The organism is Streptomyces sp. CNT360 (genome assembly GCF_000424785.1).
Genome location: NZ_AUKO01000019.1, coordinates 1 through 24546 on the forward strand (window position 1 = coordinate 1; position 24546 = coordinate 24546).

18 protein-coding genes and 2 pseudogenes are annotated in these 24546 nt (G+C 73.5%); 12 read left to right on the forward strand and 8 right to left on the reverse strand.

The window, feature by feature from the left end:
* Positions 1 to 437: pseudogene (locus tag H297_RS0117020) on the forward strand (hypothetical protein); the annotation flags it as partial.
* Here the strand turns inward: H297_RS0117020 and H297_RS43275 are convergent.
* A complete protein-coding gene (locus H297_RS43275; RefSeq protein ID WP_158693702.1) occupies positions 430 to 834 on the reverse strand; it encodes a MerR family transcriptional regulator in 405 nt (134 codons plus the stop codon). The pseudogene H297_RS0117020 and the gene H297_RS43275 overlap by 8 nt on opposite strands.
* A 51-nt stretch (positions 835 to 885) precedes the next feature.
* Here H297_RS43275 and H297_RS36795 point away from each other — a divergent pair, with 51 nt between their 5' ends.
* Together H297_RS36795 and H297_RS0117040 are read left to right on the forward strand one after the other, a co-directional pair.
* Entirely contained in the window at positions 886 to 1710 is an 825-nt protein-coding gene (locus H297_RS36795; RefSeq protein ID WP_051351922.1) for an MBL fold metallo-hydrolase, read from the forward strand.
* A gap of 323 nt (positions 1711 to 2033) precedes the next feature.
* Positions 2034 to 2486, forward strand: a complete 453-nt coding sequence (locus H297_RS0117040; protein ID WP_027738052.1) for a hypothetical protein — start codon at positions 2034 to 2036, stop codon at positions 2484 to 2486.
* A gap of 25 nt (positions 2487 to 2511) precedes the next feature.
* On the opposite strand, the gene H297_RS0117045 is transcribed toward H297_RS0117040, so the two are convergent.
* Entirely contained in the window at positions 2512 to 2901 is a 390-nt protein-coding gene (locus tag H297_RS0117045; protein ID WP_027738053.1) for a thiol-disulfide oxidoreductase DCC family protein, read from the reverse strand.
* Between the two features lie 98 nt (positions 2902 to 2999).
* Between H297_RS0117045 and H297_RS0117050 the strand changes: the two genes are divergently transcribed.
* Together H297_RS0117050 and H297_RS0117055 are read left to right on the forward strand one after the other, a co-directional pair.
* Complete coding sequence (locus H297_RS0117050) at positions 3000 to 3839, forward strand: M55 family metallopeptidase (RefSeq protein WP_027738054.1); 840 nt, start codon at positions 3000 to 3002, stop codon at positions 3837 to 3839.
* Positions 3840 to 4297: 458 nt separating this feature from the next.
* Positions 4298 to 5812, forward strand: coding sequence for an amino acid permease (locus tag H297_RS0117055; RefSeq protein ID WP_027738055.1), 1515 nt, complete (start codon positions 4298 to 4300; stop codon positions 5810 to 5812).
* Positions 5813 to 5845: 33 nt separating this feature from the next.
* On the opposite strand, the gene H297_RS0117060 is transcribed toward H297_RS0117055, so the two are convergent.
* Positions 5846 to 7222: a DUF1266 domain-containing protein gene (locus H297_RS0117060; protein ID WP_027738056.1), complete on the reverse strand. Its 1377-nt coding sequence runs from the start codon at positions 7220 to 7222 to the stop codon at positions 5846 to 5848.
* Positions 7223 to 7286: 64 nt separating this feature from the next.
* Positions 7287 to 7478, reverse strand: a complete 192-nt coding sequence (locus H297_RS0117065) for a hypothetical protein (RefSeq protein ID WP_027738057.1) — start codon at positions 7476 to 7478, stop codon at positions 7287 to 7289.
* A gap of 647 nt (positions 7479 to 8125) precedes the next feature.
* Here H297_RS0117065 and H297_RS0117070 point away from each other — a divergent pair.
* The 7 genes from H297_RS0117070 (at position 8126) to H297_RS0117100 (ending at position 19731) form a co-directional block, all read left to right on the forward strand.
* Positions 8126 to 9382, forward strand: a complete 1257-nt coding sequence (locus H297_RS0117070; RefSeq protein WP_051351942.1) for an extracellular solute-binding protein — start codon at positions 8126 to 8128, stop codon at positions 9380 to 9382.
* Positions 9383 to 9441: 59 nt separating this feature from the next.
* Positions 9442 to 10428, forward strand: a complete 987-nt coding sequence (locus H297_RS36800) for a carbohydrate ABC transporter permease (RefSeq protein ID WP_051351943.1) — start codon at positions 9442 to 9444, stop codon at positions 10426 to 10428.
* Positions 10425 to 11297: a carbohydrate ABC transporter permease gene (locus H297_RS0117080; protein ID WP_027738059.1), complete on the forward strand. Its 873-nt coding sequence runs from the start codon at positions 10425 to 10427 to the stop codon at positions 11295 to 11297. Before H297_RS36800 ends, H297_RS0117080 begins: the two co-directional genes overlap by 4 nt.
* 12 nt (positions 11298 to 11309) lie before the next feature.
* Entirely contained in the window at positions 11310 to 12983 is a 1674-nt protein-coding gene (locus H297_RS0117085) for a beta-N-acetylhexosaminidase (protein WP_027738060.1), read from the forward strand.
* 371 nt (positions 12984 to 13354) lie between these two features.
* Positions 13355 to 14227, forward strand: a complete 873-nt coding sequence (locus H297_RS0117090) for an FAD binding domain-containing protein (protein ID WP_064744839.1) — start codon at positions 13355 to 13357, stop codon at positions 14225 to 14227.
* The gene (locus H297_RS44295) at positions 14224 to 17334 is read left to right on the forward strand and encodes a 2Fe-2S iron-sulfur cluster-binding protein (RefSeq protein WP_051351924.1); all 3111 of its coding nucleotides are present in this window, start codon (positions 14224 to 14226) and stop codon (positions 17332 to 17334) included. Before H297_RS0117090 ends, H297_RS44295 begins: the two co-directional genes overlap by 4 nt.
* Before the next feature lie 45 nt (positions 17335 to 17379).
* Positions 17380 to 19731 (forward strand): molybdopterin cofactor-binding domain-containing protein, encoded by a 2352-nt coding sequence (locus H297_RS0117100; RefSeq protein WP_027738062.1) that lies wholly within the window; start codon positions 17380 to 17382, stop codon positions 19729 to 19731.
* 151 nt (positions 19732 to 19882) lie between these two features.
* Here H297_RS0117100 and H297_RS0117105 read toward each other — a convergent pair whose 3' ends face one another.
* From H297_RS0117105 to H297_RS0117120, 4 genes and pseudogenes are all read right to left on the reverse strand, one after another.
* The gene (locus H297_RS0117105; RefSeq protein ID WP_027738063.1) at positions 19883 to 20452 is read right to left on the reverse strand and encodes a cysteine dioxygenase; all 570 of its coding nucleotides are present in this window, start codon (positions 20450 to 20452) and stop codon (positions 19883 to 19885) included.
* A gap of 94 nt (positions 20453 to 20546) precedes the next feature.
* A complete protein-coding gene (locus H297_RS0117110; protein WP_027738064.1) occupies positions 20547 to 21452 on the reverse strand; it encodes a LysR family transcriptional regulator in 906 nt (301 codons plus the stop codon).
* A gap of 59 nt (positions 21453 to 21511) precedes the next feature.
* The gene (locus H297_RS36810; protein WP_078514212.1) at positions 21512 to 23095 is read right to left on the reverse strand and encodes an MFS transporter; all 1584 of its coding nucleotides are present in this window, start codon (positions 23093 to 23095) and stop codon (positions 21512 to 21514) included.
* Between the two features lie 111 nt (positions 23096 to 23206).
* Positions 23207 to 24322, reverse strand: a pseudogene (locus tag H297_RS0117120) (N-acetylmuramoyl-L-alanine amidase); the annotation flags it as partial.
* Between the last annotated feature and the right edge of the window lie 224 nt (positions 24323 to 24546).

Consider the following 24546-nt stretch of genomic DNA (forward strand, 5'->3'; position numbering starts at 1 on the left):
GTCAGCGGCAGACGGTGCATCTGCCGACGTGGGTGTGGCTGGATGAGGGCACCTACAAGCCGTTGTCGGTGACGGCGTCGGTGGATCTGGGCGCTGGGAGGAGGATTTCGGCGACGACGCGGGTGGAGCCGGAGTCGTTGGCGCTGTCCGCGGGGACGAGGGAGGCCGTGGTGCATCCGGCGTCGGGTGAGTGCGCCGTGCGGGAGGACGGCGGGATCGGGGTGCCGTACCGGAAGGGGGCGGGGAAGAAGTCTCCGCCGTGCGGGGTGACGTATCTGCGGGCGACGCAGGGCGGCGGCAGCTACCCGTTGCGGGCCACGCTCACCTGGGACGCCTCGTGGAAGGGCACCGGGGGCGCGGGGGACGACGACCTGCCCGACGGCGAGTTCGGCAGCACGCGCAACGTCACCGTCCAGGAGATCCAGTCCATCAACTAGGTGTTGCAGGTGAGGGCGTTGGCGAGGCGAACGCTTGGCAAGCTGGACACTCGCGAACAACGGGGTGGCCACACTCCAGCACGTGATCGAGGAACGCCGCGGTCCGTTCGAGCTGCGCGCGTTGCCGGTTGATCGCATCGCGCTGCTCGACGACGAGGTGCTTGCGCTCCTGCGGCGGCCCGTTCAGCAGCTGGGCGATCGTGCTGAGCGACATGCCTGCCTGCTGGCACTTGACTGCGATCGACAGTGCATCCAGCAGTGCCGGGCCGTAGCGTCGGGCACCGCTCGTGGTGCGATGCGGTGTGATCACCCCTTCCACCTCCCAATGTCGGAGGAGGTGGGTGGAGACTCCAAGACGTTCAGCCGCCTCGCCGATTCGCAGTAGCTGGGTGCGCATGAGCTCATGATGCTTGACTTCGTGTCGACACGAACTTCTACTGTCCGCCGGGTGCGCATCCACGAACTCAATTGCGGAACCCTGAACGTCCCCGGCGGGGCAGCCGTCTTCGGGGTATCCCACTTCGTCTGCAGATGTCTCCTGATCGAGCTGGAGAACCGGCTCATCGCCGTGGACACCGGGATCGGGCACAGGGACATCGAGTCCCCCGGGCCCCGGCTGGGGAAAGACTGGATTGCGCAGGTCAACCCAGCTCTCGATCCGGGCGAGACACTGATGGCCCGTGTGATCTCGCTGGGTCTGGACCCACGGGACGTCTCCGATGCGATCTTGACTCACCACCACCGCGACCATGTCGGCGGCCTCGCCGACTTCCCCTCGGCCCGCGTACACACCACGCCCGCGTGCCGGTCTGCTGTCGAGCAGGGCGATGGCCGTGCCGTGCCCGCACAATGGGCGCACGGCGTGGCGTGGGCTCCCGCACCCGTGCCGGCACCGCGCTGGCGGGGACAGGCTTCCTGGACACTCGCGGGCATCCCTGACTCGATCCGGTTGGTCGAGCTGTCGGGCCACTCGCCGGGGCACGCCGGCGTGCTCATCGACGACGTCGGCCCGGGTCAGGAGCTTCTGCACACCGGTGACGCGATCCACCACCACACCCAACTCACTTGCACCGCACCGCTCGCAGTCGAGGCGTTCGCCGCCTCCACGCAACACGACGAGACCGCCCGACTCGACACGCAGCGGCTGCTGGCGAGGCTTGCCGATGAGGGATCCGTACGCCTGGTCAGCTCACACGACCCCGATCCCGACCCCCTCGGCAGGCCCCGGCAACCATGTACGGGGGGCACCGTCGGAACACCGCCTCGTGGGTGAGGCGGGAGGGCCGCCCGACCCCCGTACGGTCCGCAGCGCGAGCAACTGCCGACCAGGAGGTGACGTCCTGGCCGTACCCGGTGGACCGGTCGCCGGTCTTGCCCACGTCTCAGCTGCCGGGGTCGGGCACGAAGCCGCTCTCGTCGGCACTCGGAACCATGGCCCCGCCGACACGGGCCACGTGCTCGCTGTGCCACGCTGCCGCGGGCCGCACCGGCGTGCGGGCTGAACTCGTGCACCCCTCTCACGAACCGGTGCACGATCCTCGCCGCCGACCTGATGGGATGAGCGTCGTCGCACGGTACGAGGCAAGGAGCGATGGTATGCGCACGGTGATGACGGGGATGGCTCTGGTCGCGGGGCTGGCGCTGTTGGCGGGCTGCGGGAGCGACGACGGGGAGAAGCCGCAGGCACACCAGCAGCATGCCGACAAGAGCGGCGGGGGCGGCAAGAAGAGTGGTGAGGCCGAGGGGGAGCGTGCCACGCACAAGGTGACCCTGGAGCTGCGGGGCGAGGGCAAGGCGACCAAGAGCATGTACATCCTGGACGGCGGGCCCTACTACACGTCCGAGCTGCCGTGGAAGAAGGAGAAGACCGTCAGCCTGACGCCCGCCGAGCAGAAGGTGGGCTCCCTGGTCAGCGTGGTCCCGGGCTCGGTACAGGGTGACGACGGGCAGCTCACGGCGGCGTCCTGCGTCATCGAGGTCGACGGCAGGCAGGTGGCGGACAACGACGGCGGCAAGAGCGACAAGGGCTGCAAGTACAAGATCAGGTGACCGGGCCCTCGCCCCCGGCCCGGCCTCACCGGGCCGGGGGCACCGCGCAAGCGGCCGCACCGCCCGGCAGCCGGTGCCGGTTGGCCGCGACGAGGCGGTACGCGGCTGCCCCGAGCCACCGTTGAGGCGGCAGCGTGAGCAGGGCGCCCGCCACCGGCCACCCGCCGCCAGGCGCGCTCAGCAGCGCTTTCGCCACGGCCTGGACGCCCCCGTGGACGGCACCCGACGGCGTCACCCACAACGCCTCGTGCTCCGCGCGCTCGCGGGTCACCCCGAGTGCGGCGAGCTCGGCGGCGCCGAGGGACTGCCACGGCACGGCGGTGCAGCGGGGGCGTACCCGCCGCAGGCCGAACCGCACCGCTGTGGTGCAGAAACCGCAGTCACCGTCGTAGATCAGTACGGGCCACGTGTGCATGCCCCCATTCTGGCCCGTGCGCTTGCGAGACTCGGCGCATGGCAGCCAAGGAGCGGGGCGTGGAGCGTCAGGGCGCGGAGCGCGGTGAGGAGCACGGCATGAAGGTGTACGTCAGCGCGGACATGGAGGGGGTGACCGGGCTGGTCGGGGCCGACGACGTCCAGATGGGGGGCCGCGACTACGAGCGCGGGCGCGTGATGATGACCGAGGACGTCAACGCGGCCGTGCGGGGTGCCGTGGCGGCCGGCGCCGGGACGGTGGTCGTCAACGACTGCCACAGCACCATGCGCAACCTGCTGATCGAGGAGCTGCATCCGGCGGCCTCCCTCGTTCGCGGCAAGCCGAAGCCGATGGGCATGCTGGAGGACCTGGACGACTCGTTCGACGCCGTCGTCTGCGTCGGCTACCACGCGCGGGCGGGCGCGCTGGGGGTCCTCAGCCACAGTTTCATGGGCCACGAGGTCGAGGACATGTGGCTGGACGACACCCACGCCATGGGCGAGATCGGTTTCTCCTGCGCGACGGCCGGCGCGATCGGCGTGCCGGTGGTCGCCCTCTCCGGCTGCGACGTGGCCTGCGCGGAGGTCGAGGAGTGGGCCCCGGACGTGCGCACGGCACCCGTGAAGTACGCGCGCGACCGGTTCGCCGCCCGGTTGCGCCCGGCCCCCGAGGCGCGCGGCGCCATCGAGGAGGCGGCGGCGGACGGGGTACGGGACGCCGTGTCCCGTACCCGCATGGTGCCCGACACCACCGAGCACACCCTCGCCGTGCGCTGGCAGTCGGCGTCCGTCGCCCAGCAGCTGGAGGGGGTTCCGGGGGTGGCCCGTACGGACGACCGCACGGTGCGCGTACACGCCGAACTGCCCGCCCTCTTCCGCCTCTTCGGGGTCTTCATGGGCGTGGCCCACTCCCTGACCGGCCAGCCGCCCTACTGCTGACGGGCCGACACGGAGGTGTGGCCGAGGCTGGTGCGGCCGGGGCGGGCGTACCTGGCGTGTCCACGTCTCGGCCGCCCCGGCGGCCACCGAGCGTGAGCGGCGTGCGCTGCGCGCTGTGCGGTGACGCGTCCAGGCGCAGCGGGCGCGGGCGCTGAGCGCCCGGCTGCGCGAGGTCGACCGGCGCAGCCCGGGCACGCTGCTCCGGCCAGCGAAGAGGGAGGAAGCAGGGCGGGTGCAACGATTCCCCGCATGGCGGCGCCGTGCGCAAGGGTCGTGCGGCAACACGCAACGGACGTGCATTACGGCCGTGAGCTGCCCACTCGTAGGCTCGTGCCCCGTGTCAGGAGTGGCGGTGACCGCCGGCTGGGCCACCGCAGGTCCCTTGTCGCAGGTCCACACCTCCACCCGAGGCCGACCGACGCGGAACGAAGCGACCGAAGCGACAAGGGGAGCCCCAGATGCTGCAACACGGCGCCGCACCGCCCTCGGCCGAGGGGCCGCACGGCCCCGGTGGCTCCGGCGGCCCGCGCCCGTCCCCCCGGCTCGGGCGGCGGCTGATGCGGCGCAAGCCCGTCGACCAGCTCGTCGCCGAGAGCGGACAGGGCGAGGGCGGCGCGCTGCGGCGCTCCCTGTCGATGTGGCAGCTCACGACGATCAGCATCGGCGCGACGCTCGGCACGGGCATCTTCGTCGTCATGGGGGAGGCCGCGCCGCTCGCCGGTCCTGCCGTGGCGATCTCGTTCGTCCTGGCCGGGCTGACCGCCCTGTTCTCCGCGCTCTCCTACGCGGAGCTGGCCGGCTCCATCCCCGTCTCCGGCTCCTCGTACTCGTACGCGTACGCGACGATGGGCGAACTCGTCGCCTGGGTGTGCGGCTGGTGCCTGCTGCTGGAGTACGGCATCTCGGTCGCGGCCGTCGCCGTCGGCTGGGGCGAGTACCTCGACGAGCTGCTCGACGGCACGTTCGGGGTGACCCTCCCCGCCGCCGTCTCCGCCCCGCTGGGCGAGGGCGGGTACGTCAACCTGCCGGCGCTCGCCGTCATCGTCCTCGCCATGGCCTTCTTGATGGGCGGCGCCAAGGAGAGCGCCCGGATCAACACCGTCATGGTCGTCATCAAGATCGTGACGCTGCTGCTCTTCTGCGGCATCGGCTTCTTCGGCATCGAATCCGGCAACTACACGCCGCTCGCCCCGCTCGGCATCAGCGGCATCAGTGCCGCAGCCGCCACCCTCTTCTTCTCCTACATCGGCTTCGACGCCGCCTCCACGGCCGGTGAGGAGGCCAAGAACGCGCAGCGGGACCTGCCGCGCGCCATCATGCTGTCGCTGCTGATCGTCACCGTGCTCTACTGCCTCGTCGCGCTGGTCGCCGTCGGCGCCATGCCCTGGCAGGAGTTCGGCCACACCGACGCCGCCCTCGCCAGGATCATGAAGGACGTCACCGGTCTGGGCCTGTGGAGCGTGGTGCTGGCCGCGGGAGCCGTCGTCGCCATCGCCAGCGTCGTCTTCGCCGTCCTGTACGGGCAGACCCGCATCCTGTTCGCCATGGCCCGCGACGGGCTCGTACCCAAGGTGTTCGAGAGGGTGCACGCGCGCACCGGGACGCCCCGCGCCAACACGGTGCTCGTCGCGGCGTTCTGCGGCGTCCTGGCCGCCACCGTCCCCCTCGGCGAACTCGCCGACGCCACCAGCATCGGCACCCTCTTCGCGTTCGCGCTCGTCAACGTCGCCGTCCTCATCCTGCGCTACAGCCGGCCCGACATGCCGCGCACCTTCCGCGTGCTGCTCTTCCCCGTCACGCCGCTGCTCGGCTTCGGCTTCTGCGTGTGGATGATGCTCAGCCTGCCCGCCGTCACCTGGACCGTCTTCGGCTGCTGGATGGCGGCAGGGCTCGCCGTCTACTTCCTGTACGGGGTACGGCACTCGCGGCTGGCGGCCGTCCCCTCCGGGGAGGACGGGGCCGGGACGGGCTGAGGTGGCGGGGCCGGCCGAGTGGGGCGGGCGGGGTCAGTCGCCGTCCCCCGCCCGGAGAGGGAGCGTGAGCCACGGGCTCTCGGGGTCCGTCGTCAGGAGGCGATGGGCTTCGAGCATGTCCTCGTACCAGTGCCCGAACTCCTCGTCGTCGAAGTGCAGACAGCGGCCCAGGATGTAGCCGGCCGAGAAGTCCTCCCAGGAGCGGTAGGCCACCGCGCTGACCCGCCCGGCGCGCAGCACGGCTTCCTCCGCCTCGGCCAGGGAGCAGAAACGGGCCGCCAGACCGAAGCGGGCCATGCCCGAGGCGCGGCCGTAGTCCCAGGCCGCCACGGAGCGGACGAAACGGCCCTCCGGGAGCAGGCCGTCCGCACGGAAGCGGGACTCGTAGCGGGTGATACGGCCTATGAGCCGCTTCACGCCCTCGATCTGGTACTCCGCCTCCTCCTCGGAGGGGCCCTCGACCCGGGTGACCCCGTCCGGAGTCAGCTCGACGGTGGCCGTCGCGGAACGGCTGCGCAGCACCCTCTCGGCCGCCTGCCGCCAGTGCGCCGTCTCGACCTGGCCGCCGAAGTCCTGCGCCATGCTGTACCGCAACCCGAGCGTGAACTCCCACACCTGGCTGCTCATCTCGTTGCACAGCAGCTCCTCCTGATGGCGTCGCCACGTCGCCCGGGAGGTGCAGTCCCACCAGCGTGCGAGGGTCTGCCGCTCGTCGACGTAACCCCAGCCGTGCCCGAGGGAGTTCCAGTAGGAACCGTTCCGTACCGACAGCAGCGCGCCACACGCCAGACCGCGCGCCACGGCCCCGCTGCGCGGGCCACCGACCCACAAGGTGCGCAGCGTCGTGGACTTCTCCGGGGACGTACGGTCCGCGTGCTGCCGCCACAGCGCGCACAGTGCGCGGCTTGCGGGGAAGTACGCCTCGCAGGGCGACCCGGGGTTCACGGCCAGCCAGGCCGGGTCCTGCTGCGTCCAGTCGCGGGCGTAGTCCCCCAGGCCCTCGGAGATGAACACCGGATCCTCGACGGGCGCGGGCAGCATGCCCTGGGTGTAGACGGCAGCACACCAGCCCTGCACCTCGGGGCGCCACACCGGGGTCAGCCGCGCCGGGAGCCTCCCCGGGTTGGCGTCCAGCCACTGCCTGGAGACGAGACGGTAGAGCCACTCGCCCGCCAGCACATCCATGTAGGCCGCCCAGTCGTGGCGCACCTTCGCCTCAAGAAGCCGCCGCTCCACCTCACTCGGCGCCTCCCACGACGGAGACGGGGCCCCGGGCGCCGCCCCCTGCGCTGCTGTCGCCCCCGCGTTCGATGCCGCCCCGGCCCCCGGCGCCGCCCCGGCCCCTTGGCCTCCCGCCGACGTCACCGGTTCGCCCGGCCCGTCCGACGCCGCCCCCGTGCGCTTCCACATGCTGTGACCTCGACCCCTCGACCTCGACTCGTCTTCGTACCGGCGCCCGGTGCCCGCGCCGCCCTCAGGAGAACAGCCAGTCCCCGACCGGCAGCACGACGTAGAAGAACACCAACGCCCCGCCGACGCACATCCCGATGACCCGCCCACTGCCGGAACCCTTCCGGGGCACCACCGGCGGCGCCCACCCCGCCCCCGGATGCGCCCCGTAGGGGTTCGCCGGCGGCGTCGGAAGCTGCGGCTGCCGCTTGCTCATGAGGCGGTGTCCTCCTGGAACGGTGGGCGGACGGCGACCTTCCGCGAAGGGCTTGGTACGCCGCGCGTGGCCTGACCCTGTGTGATGGTGGGGTCAACGTACGGTCAGCCAGCAGGGTAGCCCCCTGCAGGGGCACGGGTGGAGAGGGGGCGCCCACTCCGCCGGGGCCTCGCCGTGAGGGCGCAGTGGCGTCCGGCCGCCGCGCGGGCGTCGACGGCCGGGGGTGCTGGTGGGCCGCTCTGCCTCGCCGCGGCTTGCCCAACTGTTCGGTGTCTCCACGTCTGCTGCGGGCCGGATCACCGTCTCCCTGGCCTCGCGGCCGAACGTGGGCTGATGGTGCCGTCCCCCCTGCGCAAGTCGCACTCCGCCTGCTCGGTCCCGTTGTGTGGAGAAACGGGGTGTCACCTGGGGCGATGAGGTTTCTTCCGGCGGTCTCCGGGCGACGGCTGTCGCGTCGTTGGTTCAGACCTATTGCCCCGTCCGCGTGGGCCTCGTAGCCTCACGGCTCACGCGTGCAGGTTGTGCAGTGCGAAACAGCCGTTGCGTATCGTGCAATACCAGTGCTTGGGGGTCTCATCGTGAGGGACGGCAGAAGCAGGGTGGGGCGGCGGGTGGCGGGGGTCGGCGCCGTGGTCGTGGCGGTGGCGATGGCTACGGGGGCGGCGGGGTGCGCACCGTCCACGTCGGGTGGCGGGGGAGAGGGGAAGGACAGCAAGAGCGGCACCGTGCGGGTGTGGCTCTTCCGGGAGGTCGGCAACGGGCCGAAGGAGAAGGTGGTCAAGGAGGTCGCCGACCGGTTCGAGAAGCGGCACCACGGTGTCGATGTCGACGTCCAGTACATCCCCGTCGACAGCCGGGCCGAGAAGATCAAGGGGGCGTTCAACGACCCCGACTCCGCCCCGGACGTCATCGAGTACGGCAACACGGACACCGCCGGCTATGTCGCGGACGGCGGGCTCGCCGACATCAGCGCCGAGTTCGGCGACTGGAAGGCGGCCCGCGACCTCGACCCCACGGCCAAGAAGTCGGTGACCGTCGAGGGGAAGCAGTACGGGCTGCCTCTCTTCGTCGGAGTCCGCGCCCTGTACTACCGCACCGACGTCTTCGAGGAACTGGACCTGAAGCCGCCGCGCACGCTCCAGGAGCTGACCGGAGCCGCGAAGAAGATCCGGGACGCGCACCACGACATGTACGGCATCGCGGTGGGCGGCGCCTACACCTACGGGGCGATGCCCTTCCTGTGGGCGCACGGCGGTGAGCTGGCCGAGGAGGGGAAAGGTGGCTCGTTCCACTCGACGCTCACCAGCGCGGGCGCCAAGAAGGGCATCACCGCGTACACCTCCCTCTTCGGCGGCGACAACTGCCCCGCGGGCAAGTGCGCCAAGATGGGCGGCAACGAGACCGTGGAGGCCTTCGCAGGCGGGAAGGCGGGCATGGTGATCGGCGGTGACTTCAACCGCCAGGCCATGGAGGACGGCGAGGTGAAGGGGGACTACGGCGTCGTCCCGCTGCCCGGCGTGAAGAAGGGGGAGGTCGCGCCCGCGTTCGCCGGCGGCAACAACATCGGCGTGCTCAAGAGCACCGACCACCGCAGCCTCGCCGTGGACCTGGCCGAGGAGTTGGCGGGCAAGCGCACCCAGGAGAAGCTGTTCGACGCGATGGGTTTCCTGCCGACCTACGGTGACACCCGCACGAAGGTCGCCGAGCGGGAGCCGTTCGTCGAACCGTTCGTGGCGACGCTGGAGGCGGGGACGGAGTTCGTGCCCGCCAGCCCCGCCTGGGGGCGGATCGACGCGTCGCAGGTGCTGCCTTCGATGTTCCAGCGGATCGTCAGCGGCAAGGACGACGTCGACGGTGCGGCCGCCGACGCCGCCGCGGCGATGGACGAGGCGTTCGCCCGGTGAGCCTGACCACCGCCGCCGAGGCGGGGGGCGGCTCCGAGAAGGAACCCGCCGCCGCCCGGCTGTCGGGCCCGCGCAGCGGCGGACCGGGCACCGGCGGTCCCCACGAGGGACCGCGCAGGAGCGGCCCGTTCAGGGGCGGCCCGCGGGCGGGCGCCGCGCGGGGGCGGCCGGCGCAGGGCCGTTGGACGCCGTGGCTCTACCTCGCGCCCGCCCTGGTCGTCCTGGCGGGGCTGCTCGCCTACCCCGTCTACCAGCTCGGCCTGATCTCCTTCCTGGAGTACACGCAGGCGCAGGTCAGTGGCGGGGAGCCGACCAGTTTCCAGGGGTTCGCCAACTATGCGGAACTGCTGGGCGACGGCGAGTTCTGGAACGTCCTGCTGGCGACCGTCGTGTTCGCCGCCGCCTGCGTGCTGGGCACGGTGGCCGTCGGGTGCGCCCTGGCGGTGCTGCTGACCCGGGTGCGGGCGGTGCCGCGGCTGGTGCTGATGCTGGCCGCGCTCGGCGCCTGGGCCACCCCCGCCATCACCGGGTCCACCGTATGGGTGTTCCTCTTCGACCCGGACTTCGGGCCCGTCAACCGGGTGCTGGGGCTGGGCGACTTCGCCTGGACGTACGGGCGCTACAGCGCGTTCGCACTCGTCTTCTTCGAGGTCGTCTGGTGCTCCTTCCCGCTGGTCATGGTGACGACCTACGCCGGGATCCGCGCCGTTCCGGCCGAGGTGCTGGAGGCCGCCTCGCTGGACGGGGCGAGTGTGTGGCGCACCTGGCGCAGCGTGCTGGCGCCGATGCTGCGGCCCATTCTGATCGTCGTGACGATCCAGTCCGTCATCTGGGACTTCAAGGTGTTCACACAGATCTACGTGATGACGGGCGGCGGTGGAATCGCCAAACAGAATCTGGTGCTCAACGTGTACGCCTACCAGAAGGCTTTCGCCTCCTCCCAGTACAGCCTGGGTTCGGCCATCGGCGTCGTCATGCTGCTGATTCTGCTGGCCGTCACGCTCGGATACCTGAAACTGCTGCGCAGGAACGGGGAGGAGATATGAGCACCCCGGCCACCACCGCCCCCGGCGCGCCCACCCGGCGGTGGCGCGTCCGCAAACCCTGGCGGCTCGCCGCCGAGTGCGCCGCCGTACTCATCGCCGTGGCTGTCGCTTTCCCGCTCTACTGGATGGTGCTCTCGGCGTTCAAACCGTCCGGTGAGGTCCGCTCCGACCGGCCCGTTCCGTGGACCCTCACACCCACGCTCGACTCGTTCCGGCGCGTCTTCGAACAGCAGGAATTCGGGCGCTATTTCCTCAACAGCGTGCTGGTGGCGGGCACCGTCGTCGTCGGCTCCGCACTCATCGCCTTTCTGGCGGCCACCGCCGTCACCCGGTTCCGCTTCCGGCTGCGCACCACGCTGCTCGTCCTCTTCCTCGTCGCGCAGATGGTGCCCGTGGAGGCGCTGACCATTCCGCTGTTCTTCCTCATGCGGGACCTCGGTGCGCTCAACTCGCTGCTCTCCCTGATCCTGCCGCACCTCGCCTTCTCGCTGCCGTTCGCCGTGTGGATGCTGCGCGGTTTCGTCAAGGCGGTGCCCGAGGCGCTGGAGGAGCAGGCGTTCATCGACGGGGCGAGCCGCACGCGGTTCCTGTGGCAGATCCTCTTTCCGCTCGTGTTCCCCGGCCTCGTCGCCACGAGTGTCTTCTCCTTCATCTCCACCTGGAACGACTTCCTCTTCGCCAAGTCGTTCATCATCAGCGCGACGGAGAACTCCACCCTCCCCATGGCGCTGCTCGTCTTCTTCGACACCGAAACCCCCGACTGGGGCGGGGTGATGGCCGCCTCGACGGTCATGACGCTGCCCGTGCTCGTCTTCTTCGTCTGCGTACACCGCCGCCTGGTCTCCGGACTGGGCGGAGCGGTGAAGTAAGGAGGACCGACCATGCCGGCCACTGGCAGCACAGCGGCGGGACGCCCCGGACTGGTGCCCCGCGCCCGCGACGTACGGGAGGAGGAGGGGCCGCCCTTCGTGTGGGGGAGCGGCACCGTCCTCGTCGCCGGGCCCGGCACGGGCGGGACCGCGCGGTGGCTGCGCGCACAAGCGGTGCTGCCCTTCCGTGAGGAGGAGCACGAAGCCGCGGTGGGGGCGCCCGGCAACGAAGGCGGGGCGCCCGGCAACACCGTCGAGCTGCGCATCGACGCCACGCGCGGGCCCGAGACCTACCGGCTGGAGGTCACCGCGGCACGCGTGCTGATCGAGGGCGGGGACGCGGCCGGCGTCTTCTGGGGTGCCCAGACGCTCCGCCAGCGCCTGCCGCCGGCCGCGTACCGGCGCGCGGGCGGGGCGCGGGAGTGGCGGCTGGCGCCCTGCCGCGTCGAGGACGCACCGCGGTTCGCCTGGCGCGGCATGATGCTGGACGTCGCCCGGCACTTCACGCCCAAGGACGGTGTGCTGCGCCTCCTCGACCTGCTGGCCGCGCACAAGGTGAACGTCTTCCACTTCCACCTGACGGACGACCAGGGCTGGCGCATGGAGGTGCGCCGGTACCCGGAGCTGACCCGCATCGGCGCGTGGCGGCCCCGCACCCGGGTGGGCCACCGGGCGTCCCCGCTGTGGGACGAGAGGCCGCACGGCGGCTACTACACCCAGGACGACCTGCGCGAGATCGTCGCCTACGCCGCCGACCGCCACATCACCGTCGTCCCCGAGATCGAACTGCCCGGACACTCGCAGGCCGCCATCGCCGCCTACCCCGAACTGGGCACCAGCGACGCGGTGGACACCGCCACGCTCGGCGTGTGGACCGACTGGGGCGTCAGCCCCTACCTGCTCGCCCCCACCGACGACGTCCTGAGCTTCTACGAGCACGTGCTGGAAGAGGTCCTCGACGTCTTCCCCTCGCCTTTCGTGCACATCGGCGGCGACGAGACCCCGAAGGAGCAGTGGCGGTCCTCCGCCGTCGCACAGGCCCGCATCGCCCAGGAGGGGTTGCGCGACGAGGACGCTCTCCAGGGGTGGATGGTGCGGCACTTCGACCGGTGGCTCGCCGCACGGGGGCGGCGGCTCGTCGGGTGGGACGAGATCCTGGAGGGCGGCACCCTCCAAGGGCCGGGACTCACGCCCGGCGCCGTCGTCTCCTCCTGGCGGGGGACGGAGGGCGGCATCGCCGCCGCCGAGGCGGGCCACGATGTGGTGATGTGCCCGGAGGACCAGCTCTACCTCGACCGGCGGCAGGCCCCCGGCACCGAGGAGCCCGTGCCGCTGGGCAAGGTCGCCACCCTGCGCGACGTGTACGGGTTCGAGCCGGTGCCCGCGCAGTTGACCCGGGGCGGGAGCGGGAGCGACGCCGCGGCCCGGGTCATGGGGGTGCAGGCCAACATGTGGACGGAGTGCACCGAGAGCCCCGCCCGCATCGACTACCAGGTCTTCCCGCGGCTGGCCGCCGTCGCCGAGCTGGCGTGGTCGGGACCCGGCGGGGACTACGCGGACTTCGCCGAACGGTTGGCGGGATCGCACCTGGCGCGGCTGGACGCGCTGGGAGTGGCCTACCGGCCCCTGGACGGCCCCCTGCCCTGGCAGCAGCGACCCGGAATTCCCGGCCGCCCCCTGGACTGAGAGGGCACCGCCCCGCGGGCCGGACCGGGAGAACCCGCGGGCGGACCGGGGGCCCCGCGGGGCCGAGACGGAGCACCGGCGCATGTGCGTCCTGGTGCGAAGTAGGCGGCGAACAGCCCCGTTCCGGCCTCTTTCCTGCCTCTTCCCGCTTACTCCGCGAGAGAGGGTCAACCGGGCGAAAGGGCCCATCCCCGGCCCTCGTGTCGGTGCCCGGCCGAGATATGCCAGAGTTGCCTCGTCCGGGCTGTGAGCACGTACCGTACGGCAATGCAGCCGGAGGCCCGGTCGGTCGGGGAAGGGGCAGCAGGTTGAGCACGCACGTACGGCATGCACCAGGCGGCGGACAAGCCGCGCAGGCTGTGCCCCCTGTCATGCTGCCGACCACCCTGGACGAAGCCGTCTCGGCGCTCTCCGCGGTACCGGCGGCCGTCCCCGTGGCCGGGGGCACGGACCTGATGTGCCACGTCAACTCCGGGCAGCTCCGCCCCGCCGCGCTCGTCGGCCTCGGCCGGATCAGCGAGATCCGCGGCTGGTCCTACCAGGACGGGCACGCCGTCCTCGGCGCGGGCCTGACGCACGCGCGGATGGGACGGCCCGACTTCGCGGCGCTCATCCCCGCGCTGGCCGCCGCCGCCCGCGCCGCGGGCCCGCCGCAGATCCGCAACGCGGGCACGCTGGGCGGCAACGTCGTCAGCGCCGCGCCCACCGGTGACGCGCTGCCCGTGCTGGCAGCGCTGGAAGCGACGCTGTCCATCGCAGGGCCGGAGGGTGCCCGCCGGGAACTGCCCGTCAGCCATCTGCTCGCAGGCATGGACATGCTCCAGCCCAGCGAGGTCGTCGGCTATGTGAAGGTGCCCCTGCTGCACGCACCGCAGACCTTCCTGAAAGCCACCAGCCGCACCGGGCCCAGCCGCGCGCTGGCCTCCGTCGCCGTCGTCCTCGACCCCATGCGGCGCCATGTGCGGTGCGCCGTCGGCGCGGTCGCGCCGATGCCGCTGCGCCCGCTGGAGGCCGAGACCTGGATCGCCTCGCTCATCGACTGGGACGGCCGGCGCGGCCTCGCCGCCGAGGCGCTGACCGCCTTCGGGGAGTACGTCGCCATGGCGTGCATCCCCGACCCGCCGCCGGAGGAGAGCACCGACGGCGCCGCCGGTGCCGTACCCCAGCTACCGCCCGCCGCCCTCCACTTGCGGCGTACGGTGGCGACACTGGCCCGCCGAGGACTCGGGAGGGCTCTCGCATGAGCGGCACACCACAGGACAACGGGAACGGAAACCGGAACGGGGGCGCGGGGCCGCACGCGGGTGCGGACCCGCAGGGACACGTGAACGCGCACACGGACGCAGAGGACCACCGCCACACCGCCCCGCACACCGCGCACACCCCACCCGCGCCGTACGACCCGTACGGTGCGGGCGACCCGTACGGCGCGGACCCCGCCTACGGACAGGACGCTGCTTACGGGCCGGGCGGCGCCTACGACCAGGGCGGCGCCTACGGGCAGCATGTGCCGCGGAGTTGGGGCGGTGGCGAGTACGACGCCGACGCCACCGCCTTCGTGCAGCTGCCCGCCGGCGGCTTCCAGGACGAGGTGCCGCTGGCCGCGCCCGGCACCGGGCAGGGCGGGTACACCCCGCCGGCCATCGACCCGTCCGAGGCCGCCGCCGCGGCCGGGCCCGCATCCGCCCCGCTGCCACCCGCCGCGGGCACGGACCCCGCCGCCGCGGGCCACTGGGTGCTGCCGTTCGCCCCCGAGACGGGGTATCAGGACGCCCCGGGCCGGGGTGACGGCGGTGACGGCGGTTTCGGTGGTGACGGCGGTTTCGGTGGTGCCGGCGGCGGCCCCGGTGCCGGACACGTCGGCGGTACCGGGCAGCAGGGGACCGCCGGGCACGAGGCCGTGTTCGGCGCCGACCCCTCCCAGGGACAGGGGAACGGGCACGGAGACGGCGACGGCGGCGCCCACCTGCCGGGCGGCTCCGCCGCGGCCGCGCTCGCCGGTTCCCACGAGGCCCGCACGGGCCGCCGCCCCCTCGGCACGGGTGTGGCCCGCGGGGAGCGGGAGGGCAACCCCGCCGGGGCAGCCGGTCCCGCCTCGCCCGCTGCCGCGCCACCCGAGTCCGCCTCCGGCCACTGGCCGCCCTCTTCCCCCGCCGCGGCCCCGCACTGGGGCGAGCCCGGCACCGGACCGTTGCCGCCCCAGTCGCCCGCGGGCTCCTTCGAGTCGGCCGACACCCCTCCGCACGGCAACTCCGCGGGGCCGCAGGGGACTCCCGGGCCGCACGGGTCCGCGGAGCCGCATGGTGCCGCGGGTCCGCATGGTCCCGCTGCGCAGGGTTCCGGTGCCCCGCATGATCCTGCGGGTCCGCATGGTCCCGCTGCTGCGCAGGGTTCTGCGGGTCCGCAGGCGCCTGTCGGGCCGCACGCGCCTGCGGGACCGCACGGGTCCGCGGAGCCGTCGGGGCACGTCGGCCCTTCCGCGGCCCCCGGGTCCGGTGAGCGTGCCGGAGCCTCCGGGACTTCGCCGGAGGCGGGTGCGCCGGAGGGCTCCGCGCCTTCGGACGGCTCCGGCCGCATCCCGTCGGATGCCGCCTTCCCGGGATGGCCCTCGGTGGACCTGCCCGAGCGTCCGAGCGCGAACTACACCTTCCCGAGCGCCCCGTCGGGTGCCCCGGGCTCCGTCCCCGTGCCCCCCGACGCCCTGCCCAGGCCCACGGCGGACTCCGCACCGGCACCCGCGCCGTCCGGGGAGGACCCGGGCGAGGGCGGGGGCGCCCCGGGGAGGGCCGGACACTTCGGGGCGGAACACCTCGCGGCCGAGCAGTCGGCCCCGCCCATCGTCGCCGCCGAGCCCCCGGCGCCGCCCGCCGAGCCGGAGAGCCGTACGGACGCCGAGGTGACGCCGCTGGGCGAGGCCGAGCCCCAGGCGCACCTTTCACCGCAGCCCCACCCGCACACGGTGCCCCAGCCCGCGCCGGGCCCGCCCCCGGTCGCCGCGGAGACCTCCGACGCCTCCGGCTCCGCACCGGCGGGCGGGCAGGAGCCGGGCGCGCCCGGCGACGACGGCGCGGCCGCAGCTCCCGGTACCGACGGCCCGGACGCGGAGGAGTGGGCCGGGGCCGCCCGTGCTCCTTCCGTCCCCCAGGACGGCGAAGCCGCGGGCCCGCACGCCTCCGAGGGGTCCGCGCACGCTGCCGCGGACGGCGCGGAGGCGACGGCCGCAGGCGGGGGAACGACGGAGGGCCCGGCGGCGGAAGCAGCCCAGGGGCCCGGCGCCGGCCAGGGCACCGATTCCGCAACCGGCCCGGCTGCCGACACCTCCGACGCGGCGACCGACGCCGGGACCGACGGGACCGAGCCGGGGGACGACGGGGCCGGTGACGTGTCCGAGACGGTCCCCGAGGCGGTCGGGACGGAGGACGAACACCCGCACGTCTCCTACGTGCTGCGTGTCAACGGTGTCGACCGCCCCGTGACGAGCGCCTGGATCGGCGAGTCACTGCTGTACGTGCTGCGGGAACGGCTGGGGCTCGCCGGTGCCAAGGACGGCTGCGCGCAGGGCGAGTGCGGCGCCTGCTCGGTGCAGGTGGACGGCCGGCTGGTGGCCGCGTGCCTGGTGCCCGCCGCCACCGCCGCCGGCAGCGAGGTGCGGACGGTCGAGGGGCTCTCGTCCGACGGCACCCCGTCCGACGTGCAGTGCGCGCTGGCGGAGAGCGGTTCGGTGCAGTGCGGCTTCTGCGTACCCGGACTCGCGATGACCGTGCACGACCTGCTGGAGGGCAACCACGCCCCCAGCGAGTTGGAGACCCGCAAGGCGATCAGCGGCAACCTGTGCAGGTGTTCGGGCTACCGCGGGGTGCTGGACGCGGTCCGTACGGTGGTCGAGGGACGGGCCGCCAAGGCCGAGCGCGAGGCCGCCGAGGCGGAGGCGCACGCGGCACACGGCGGTGCGCCCCACGGTCCCGGCGGGCACGGCGCCTACGGCCAACCCCCGTTCGGCCAGGGCGGCTACGGGCAGCAGCCCGGCGCCTATCCCGAGACGACGTACGAGCCGGGCGCCCCGGGGCCGCACCACGGCCAGGGCCCGTACGGCGAGCAGGGTCCCTACGACGGCGGCCAGGGCTCGTACGCGGGCCAGGGCACCTACGAGGGCCAGGGCGCGTACGACTCCGGCACGTACGGGGAGGGGCTCGACTCCGGTCCGGAGTACGGCGCGTACGGGTACGACGCCTACGGTCAGCCGCAGCAGGGCTCCTACGGGTACGATCCGGCCGCGCACATCCCGCACCAGACCCGCAGCTCCGAGCACCCCGGCTACGCGGAGCACCCCGAGAACGGCGGCGAGTCGTGAGGCGTGGGGCGCGCACGCACGGAAAGGGCACAGAAAGGCGGCGGCATGACGGACACGGCTGACGGTCACACCGGTGCCGGGCGAGGTGCGGGCGCCTCCACCGCGACGCCCCCGGAGGGGACACCGCTGCCCGCGCACCCCGGCCCCGAGCCGGAGCCGCGCGGCCTGGGGACCTCCGTGCTGCCGACCGACTCCTACGCCAAGGCGCAGGGCACCTTCCCCTACGCCGCCGACCTGTGGGCGGAGGGACTGCTGTGGGCGGCGGTGCACCGGTCGCCCCACCCGCACGCGCGGATCGTCTCCATCGACACCGCGGAGGCCGCCAAGATGCCCGGCGTCCAGGCGGTGCTCACGCACGAGGACGTGCCCGGCGACGCGGCGCACGGGCGCCGGATCGCCGACCAGCCCGCGTTCGCCCGGGACATGGTGCGCTACTACGGCGAGCCGGTCGCCGCCGTCGCCGCCGACCACCCGGACACGGCGCGGCTCGCGGCGGCCGCCGTCGCCGTCGAGTACGAGGTGCTGGAGCCGGTCACCGACCCGGAGAAGTCGTTCGAGGCCGAACCGCTGCACCCGGACGGCAACCTGCTGCGCCACATCCCGCTGCGCTACGGCGACCCGGAGGTGACCGGGGACGTCGTCGTCGAGGGCCTCTACCGGATCGGCCGGCAGGACCCGGCGCCCATCGGCGCCGAGGCCGCGCTGGCCGTACCGCGCCCGGACGGCGGGGTGGAGATCTACACCGCCACCACCGACCCGCACACCGACCGCGACCTGGCCGCCGCCTGCTTCGGGCTGCCGCCCGAACAGGTCAAGGTCGTGGTGACGGGCGTGCCGGGCGCGATGGGCGACCGTGAGGATGCCGGAATCCAGGTGCCGCTGGGGCTGCTGGCGATGCGTACCGGCTGTCCCGTCAAGATCGCACTCAACCGCGAGGAGTCCTTCCTCGGGCACGCCCACCGCCACCCCACCCTGCTGCGCTACCGCCATCACGCCGACAGCGAAGGCGCGTTGGTGAAGGTGGAGGCGCAGATCCTGCTGGACGGCGGCGCCTACGCCGACACCTCCTCGGACGCGCTCGCGGCGGCCGTCTCCTTCGCCTGCGGCCCGTACGTGGTGCCGCACGCGGTGATCGACGGCTGGGTCGTGCGCACCAACAACCCGCCCTCGGGCCACGTGCGCGGTGAGGGCGCCCTCCAGGTGTGCGCCGCCTACGAGGGGCAGATGGACAAGCTCGCCGAGCGGCTCGGGCTCGACCCGGCCGAGGTGCGGGCCCGCAACGCGATGGCGACGGGCGACCTGCTGCCGACCGGGCAGACCGTGACCTGCCCGGCGCCGGTCGCCGAACTGCTCGACGCCGTACGGGAAGCGCCGCTGCCGCCGCTGCCCAAGGACGCGCCGGAGGAGGACTGGCTGCTGCCCGGCGGGCCGGAGGGCGCCGGTGACCCGGCGGCCGTACGGCGCGGCGTCGGCTACGCGCTCGGCATGGTCCACATGCTCGGCGCGGAGGGCACCGACGAGGTCTCCACGGCCACGGTGAAGGTCGACGGGCCCGTGGCCACCGTGATGTGCGCCGCCGTCGAGTCCGGGCAGGGCTTCGACACGCTGGCCCGGCAGATCGTCCAGGACGTCCTCGGGGTCGAGGAGGTCCACGTCGCCTCCGTCGACACCGACCAGCCCCCGTCCGGGGCGAGCGGACGCGGCCGGCACACGTGGGTGTCCGGGGGCGCCGTGGAGCGCGCCGCCAAGATGGTGCGCACCCAGTTGCTCCAGCCGCTCGCCGCGAAGTTCGGCATGTCCACGGAGCTGTTGACCATCGCCGACGGCAAGATCACCTCCTACGACGGGGTGCTCTCCACGACGGTCGTCGAGGCGCTGGAGGGCAAGGAGCTGTGGGCCACCGCGCAGTGCCGCCCGCACCCCACCGAGCCCCTCGACGAGTGGGGGCAGGGCGACGCGTTCGTCGGCCTGGCCTTCGCCGCCGTGCGCGCCGTCGTCGACGTCGACATCGAGCTGGGCTCGGTACGGGTGGTGGAGGTCGCGCTGGCCCAGGACGTCGGGACGGTGCTCAACCCGCGTCAGTTGCGGGCCCGTCTGGAGGCCGGGGTCACCCAGGGCATCGGTACCGCGCTGACCGAGCACCTGCGGGTGGCCAAGGGCGTGGTGCGGCACCCGGACTTCACGGCGTACGCCCTGCCCACCGCGCTCGACACCCCGGACATCCGCATCGTGAAGCTGGTGGAGGAACGTGACGTCGTCGCCCCGTTCGGCGCCAAGGCGGCCTCGACGGTCCCGGTCGTCACGACCCCCGCGGCCGTCGCCTCGGCCGTACGGGCCGCCACCGGCCGCCCGGTCAACCGCATGCCGATCCGCCCCCAGGCCGCGGTCGGCGCGTGAGCCGTAGGCCGGGGATACCGGAGCCCGGCGCTCCGGGCCCGGGGCCGGAACGGTGCGGTGCCGGGCCCGGGAACGAGTCGCGACGACGATCCACGCGCACAGGCCCACCGCGGCGACGGGCGGGGCGTCCGCAGGTGGGGGCCGGGCGCCATCAGGCGTCGGCGGGGAGGTCGTAGACGCGGCGGACGCTGCTGCCCAGCCGGGAGATGTCGGCTCCGTAGACGTGCAGGGAGACGGCGGGCCCGTCGCAGCCGTTCCACACCCGGTGGATGTCGCCGGGCGGGGCGAACCCGCACACCGAGCCCCTCGGGTTGACCACGTCCTCCGTCGCGACGAGCCGGGCGGCGCCGCCCGCCGCCTCGGCCGGCAGCAGCCGGTAGCGGCGCTCGTGCTCCTCGCCCCGGTGGACGCCGGTCACACACCAGGAGACGTGGTCGTGGACGGCGGTGCCCTGACCGGGCAGCCACACCAGGGCGACGAGGGAGAAGCTGCCGTCGCTCTCGGCGTGCAGCACGTGCTGGCGGTAGTGCGCCGGGTCGGGTTCGCACTGCTCCGCGGTCAGCAGGTCCGCTGCCCCCAGGTGCGGGGCCAGCCGCTCGCCGACCAGGTAGGCGGTCACGTCCGGGGACAGCCCCCGGCCGACGGCCTCGCGCACCTCTTCGATGAGGGCGCGCAGGCGCTCCGTCGCGGGGGAGAGGGTCGGGGTCGTCGTCGCGGTCATACGGGCAGCGTCGAGCCGGGTGTGCCGGGCGTCCAACGACGGTTCGTTGGGGGAACCCCCGCTGCCGCTTATGGATCCAAGGGGCCGGGAGGGCTCAGCAGCCGACGCGGCGCTCCGCTGCGCGGCGCAGCGCGTCCAGTGCGCGTGCCGTCGCCGGGACACGCAGGTGCTCGCGCAGCACGTACGCCGAGACCTGGCGGCGCGAGGCCGGGTCCAGAGCGCGACCCGTCACCTTCTGGTGGACGAGGAAGGAGAGCACCAGGCCCGGCACCATCGCGATGCCCAGCCCCTCGGCCACGAGGCTCTGCACCACCAGGTTGTCGTCGGTGGTGAACGCGATCTCGGGGGCGAAGCCCAACTCGGCGCACTCGTGCAGGAAGTTGGCGCGGCAGCGCAGGCAGCCCGCGATCCAGCGTTCGCCGGCGAGTTCGGCCAGTTTGACGGCGCGGCGCCGGGCCATCGGGTGGCCGGCGGGCAGCAGGACGGTGAGCTGGTCCTCCAGGAGCGGGATCTCCACCAGCTCGTCGGGCACCTGCTCGCGCAGCCCGGGATAGGTGAAGGCGAGCGTGATGTCGCACTCGCCGCGCACCACCCGGCGCAGCGACTCGGGCGGCTCCTCCTCCACCAGGTCCACCCGTATCCCGGGGTGCTCGGCGGCCAGCGCGGCCAGCGCCTCGGGGACGACGGTGGCCCCGGCGCTGGGGAAGGCGCAGACGGTGACCTTCCCGGCGCGCAGCCTGGTGAGGGACTCCATCTGCTGCTGGGCCGTGCCGATGGACTCCAGGATCACCTCGGCGTGCCGCGCCAGCGTCTCGCCCGCCTCGGTGAGCCGCATCCGCCGGCCGACGCGGACGAAGAGCGGGGTGCCCACGGACCGCTCCAGCGCCTTCATCTGCTGGGTGATCGCCGGCTGGGTGTAGCCCAGGGTGCGGGCGGCGGCCGAGTAGGAGCCCGCGCGCACCACGGCGTGGAAGGTCTTGATGTGCCGCGAGTCGAACATGCCCGAACCATAAGCAGATTTTGGGGAGCGCTGTCAGTGCCCGTGTCACCGCTTCTGGATCACTCGGCCTGCTCGACGGGTGCGGCCTGTTCGGCGGTGGCGACCGCACGCGGGGCCGCCGCGTTCCCCGGGGCGGCCTTCGACCCGGCCCCCGGCGGTGCAGTTCCCGGCGGTGTGCCGTCGCGCCGGGGGTGCAGCCGTCCGGCCACCCACACGCCGGCCAGCGCGACGAGGGCCGAGACCGCGTACACGGCCCCGAAGGCGCCGGGCTCCCCGCCGGCGTGGCCCGTGCCCGTGTGCGGCTCGGGGGCGCCCACGGTGACGGCGCCGCCGCCGAGCGCCGCGAACAGCGCGCCGGTCACCGCCAGCAGCAGCACGTTGGACAGGCCGTCGGACAGCTGGAGGGCGGCGGAGTTGCGGCCGGCCTCCTGGGGCGCCGAGAGCCGCAGCATGAGCACGCTCAGCGAGGAGATGGTCAGCCCCATGCCGAAGCAGCCGACCCCCATGGCCAGCGCGAGCGTCCACACGGGGACCGTCTCGACCAGCACCAGCGGCGCGTAGCCGATGCCGAGGGTGACCAGGGCCATGCCGAGGCGGACGAGCCGTTCGCGGTGGGGTTCCATGCGGGGGCGTGACTGGGCGAAGGAGCCCAGGGCCCACAGGGCGCCGCCCGCGGCGAGGGTGAGCCCGGCCATGGTGACGGACAGCCCGCGCTGGGTGACCAGCATCAGCGGCACGAAGCTCTCGGCGACCACGTAGGAGCCGGCCGCGACACCGCGCAGCAGGACGACGGCGGGCAGCCCGTGGGCGGCCCGTGCCGTGCCGCGGGGCAGCAGCACCCGCAGCGAGGGCACGAGCAGAGCGAGCCCCGCGGCAGCGGGCAGCAGGGAGCTCCAGCCCAGGTCCTGCCCCGCGTACTGGAGCAGCCCGGCGCCCGCCGCGACGCAGACCGCGAGGCGGATGCGCCGTCGGCCGTCGTCCCCGGCGGGGGCGGCACTGCTCGGTGCGGGCCCGGCGGAGTCGTCCGCGGGCGGGGGCGGAGGCGGGCCGGCGGCCCGGCGCCGCAGCGGCGGCAGCATCACCAGCAGCGGCACCACGACCAGCACCGGGATGCCGAGGAAGACCCAGCGCCAGCCGAGGTGCTGGGTGACCGTGCCGGAGATCAGCGGGCCCACGACGGAGGGCACCACCCAGGAGGCGGCGAAGGACGCCATCACGGTGGGCCGCAGGTGCTCGGGGTAGGCGCGGCTGACGGTGACGTAGAGGGCGACGATCACCAGGCCGCCGCCGACGCCCTGGACGGCGCGCCCCAGCACGAACGGCCACATGGCGGCGGCGGTGCCGGACAGCACGAGCCCCCCGGCGAACAGCGCGATGCCGGCCGCCAGCGGGGGCAGCGGCCCGCGCCGGTCGCACCACTGGCCGGAGGCGACCATGCCGACGACGGAGGTGGTGAAGAAGGCGGAGAACGCGTACGCGTACAGGGAGATGCCGTCGAGCTCGTCGGCGGCCAGCGGCATCGCCGTCCCCACGGCGGTTGCCTCGAAGGCGATGAGGAGGACGACGGAGACGATGCCGAGTGTCAGCGGCCGGTGTGCGGCGCTGAGCACGGATTCCCTGGGAGGCGCGTCCTGCGTAGGCATGCCACCAAGGTAAGTACCGTCCGCCGTGGACGATACCTACCCTGGTGGCAGCGGGCGGTGGGCCGCTGGTCCTAGGCCGCCGCGGGCCGGCTCCGGTCCGGCGTCACGTCAGCCCTTGACCAGCTTCATGTACGTGTCCCAGTCCCAGTGCTTGCCCGGGTCGGTGTGGTCGTTGCCGGGCGCCTCGCTGTGCCCGATGATGTGCTGCCGGTCCAGCGGGATGCCGTGCTTGTCGGCCAGGTGACGGGTCAGCTTCGCGGAGGAGCGGTACATGGCGTCGGTGAACCAGGAGGGGTCGTCGACGTAGCCCTCGTGCTCGATGCCGAGTGCGGAGGCGTTGGCGCTCCTGGCGTGGTAAGCGGTGTCCGCGTCGCGCACCATCTGGGTGATCTCGCCGTCGGAGGAGCGGACCACGTAGTGGGCGCTGACCTGCGCCTCCGGGTTCTGGAACCAGCTGATGGAGCCCGCGTACGACCCCTGGGTCACGTGAATGATGATCTTGTCGAGCTTCTCGGCCCGGCCCGCACGGTAGTTGGCGGGATCGGCGGGGACCCACGTGGCGTCGGGGTAGTCCGGGCTCAGGACGCCGGGCCCGTCCGCGTCGGCCTTGTCCTTGTCGGGGTGGACGTCGCGCCCGGTGACGGTGATCCGCTCGCCGCCCGGCCCGGTGCCGTGCACCCCGCTCTCCAGCAGCTCGTAGACGGTGTCGGCGTACAGCCGTGCCGTGCCGCCCTGGGCTCCGCTGTAGCGGGCGACGACCGGGTACCAGGCGTCGGCGTCGTGCCGGTCGGCGGCGTCGAGCTTCAGCTTGTCGGCGTAGGCGCGCAGCACGGCGGCGCCGCCGTGCACGTTGGCGTCCGTGTCCTTGCGCAGCTCGGCCACGGGCTCGCCGGTCAGCTTCGAGGCCTGTTCGAGGGTGTGCAGGGTGGGGTTGCTGACCAGGTGCATCACCCCGTAGCCGCCCGCCTGACTGGGCTTTCCGCGGTGGCCGTCGAAGTGGGTCTCGCCGTAGCCGACGGCGGCCAGCAGGTCGCGGGGAACGCCGTATTGGTGGGCGGCCGAGCGGAGGGACTCGTTCAGGGTGGGGCCCGGTTCGCCGCTGGACGGCGGCTCGGCGGTCGCGGCCTGGCCGGTGACGCCGGTGACCAGGAGGGCCGTCGCGGCGGCGAGGGAGAGCGCGGCGGTCCGCAGCGTACTGCGCCGCCGGGCTGAGGTGCGTGAGGGCATGGCTGCTCCTGTGGTGGGGGGATGGAGCTGTGGCGCCTGGGCCCGTCACAGTACCGACGTGGTTGGGACATGACAACGACTTCACGGCGCGCCGCCGCACCCCCACCCGCGAGGTGACACCCGCTCAGCGCCACGCGGGCGAACGCCAGTTGAACGTCGCACCCGAGCGGAACCTCGAACGCCGGTGGAACAGAGAACTGCCGGGGCCCGGTCCCCCCTCGGGA

Coding starts and splice junctions, on each gene's coding strand:
- H297_RS43275 (WP_158693702.1), bottom strand. CDS start 834: ATGCGCACCCAGCTACTGCGAATCGGCGAGGCGGCTGAACGTCTTGGA.
- H297_RS0117040 (WP_027738052.1), top strand. CDS start 2,034: ATGCGCACGGTGATGACGGGGATGGCTCTGGTCGCGGGGCTGGCGCTG.
- H297_RS0117045 (WP_027738053.1), bottom strand. CDS start 2,901: ATGCACACGTGGCCCGTACTGATCTACGACGGTGACTGCGGTTTCTGC.
- H297_RS0117050 (WP_027738054.1), top strand. CDS start 3,000: ATGAAGGTGTACGTCAGCGCGGACATGGAGGGGGTGACCGGGCTGGTC.
- H297_RS0117055 (WP_027738055.1), top strand. CDS start 4,298: ATGCTGCAACACGGCGCCGCACCGCCCTCGGCCGAGGGGCCGCACGGC.
- H297_RS0117060 (WP_027738056.1), bottom strand. CDS start 7,222: ATGTGGAAGCGCACGGGGGCGGCGTCGGACGGGCCGGGCGAACCGGTG.
- H297_RS0117065 (WP_027738057.1), bottom strand. CDS start 7,478: ATGAGCAAGCGGCAGCCGCAGCTTCCGACGCCGCCGGCGAACCCCTAC.
- H297_RS0117070 (WP_051351942.1), top strand. CDS start 8,126: ATGGCTACGGGGGCGGCGGGGTGCGCACCGTCCACGTCGGGTGGCGGG.
- H297_RS0117080 (WP_027738059.1), top strand. CDS start 10,425: ATGAGCACCCCGGCCACCACCGCCCCCGGCGCGCCCACCCGGCGGTGG.
- H297_RS0117085 (WP_027738060.1), top strand. CDS start 11,310: ATGCCGGCCACTGGCAGCACAGCGGCGGGACGCCCCGGACTGGTGCCC.
- H297_RS0117090 (WP_064744839.1), top strand. CDS start 13,355: ATGCTGCCGACCACCCTGGACGAAGCCGTCTCGGCGCTCTCCGCGGTA.
- H297_RS44295 (WP_051351924.1), top strand. CDS start 14,224: ATGAGCGGCACACCACAGGACAACGGGAACGGAAACCGGAACGGGGGC.
- H297_RS0117100 (WP_027738062.1), top strand. CDS start 17,380: ATGACGGACACGGCTGACGGTCACACCGGTGCCGGGCGAGGTGCGGGC.
- H297_RS0117105 (WP_027738063.1), bottom strand. CDS start 20,452: ATGACCGCGACGACGACCCCGACCCTCTCCCCCGCGACGGAGCGCCTG.
- H297_RS0117110 (WP_027738064.1), bottom strand. CDS start 21,452: ATGTTCGACTCGCGGCACATCAAGACCTTCCACGCCGTGGTGCGCGCG.
- H297_RS36810 (WP_078514212.1), bottom strand. CDS start 23,095: ATGCCTACGCAGGACGCGCCTCCCAGGGAATCCGTGCTCAGCGCCGCA.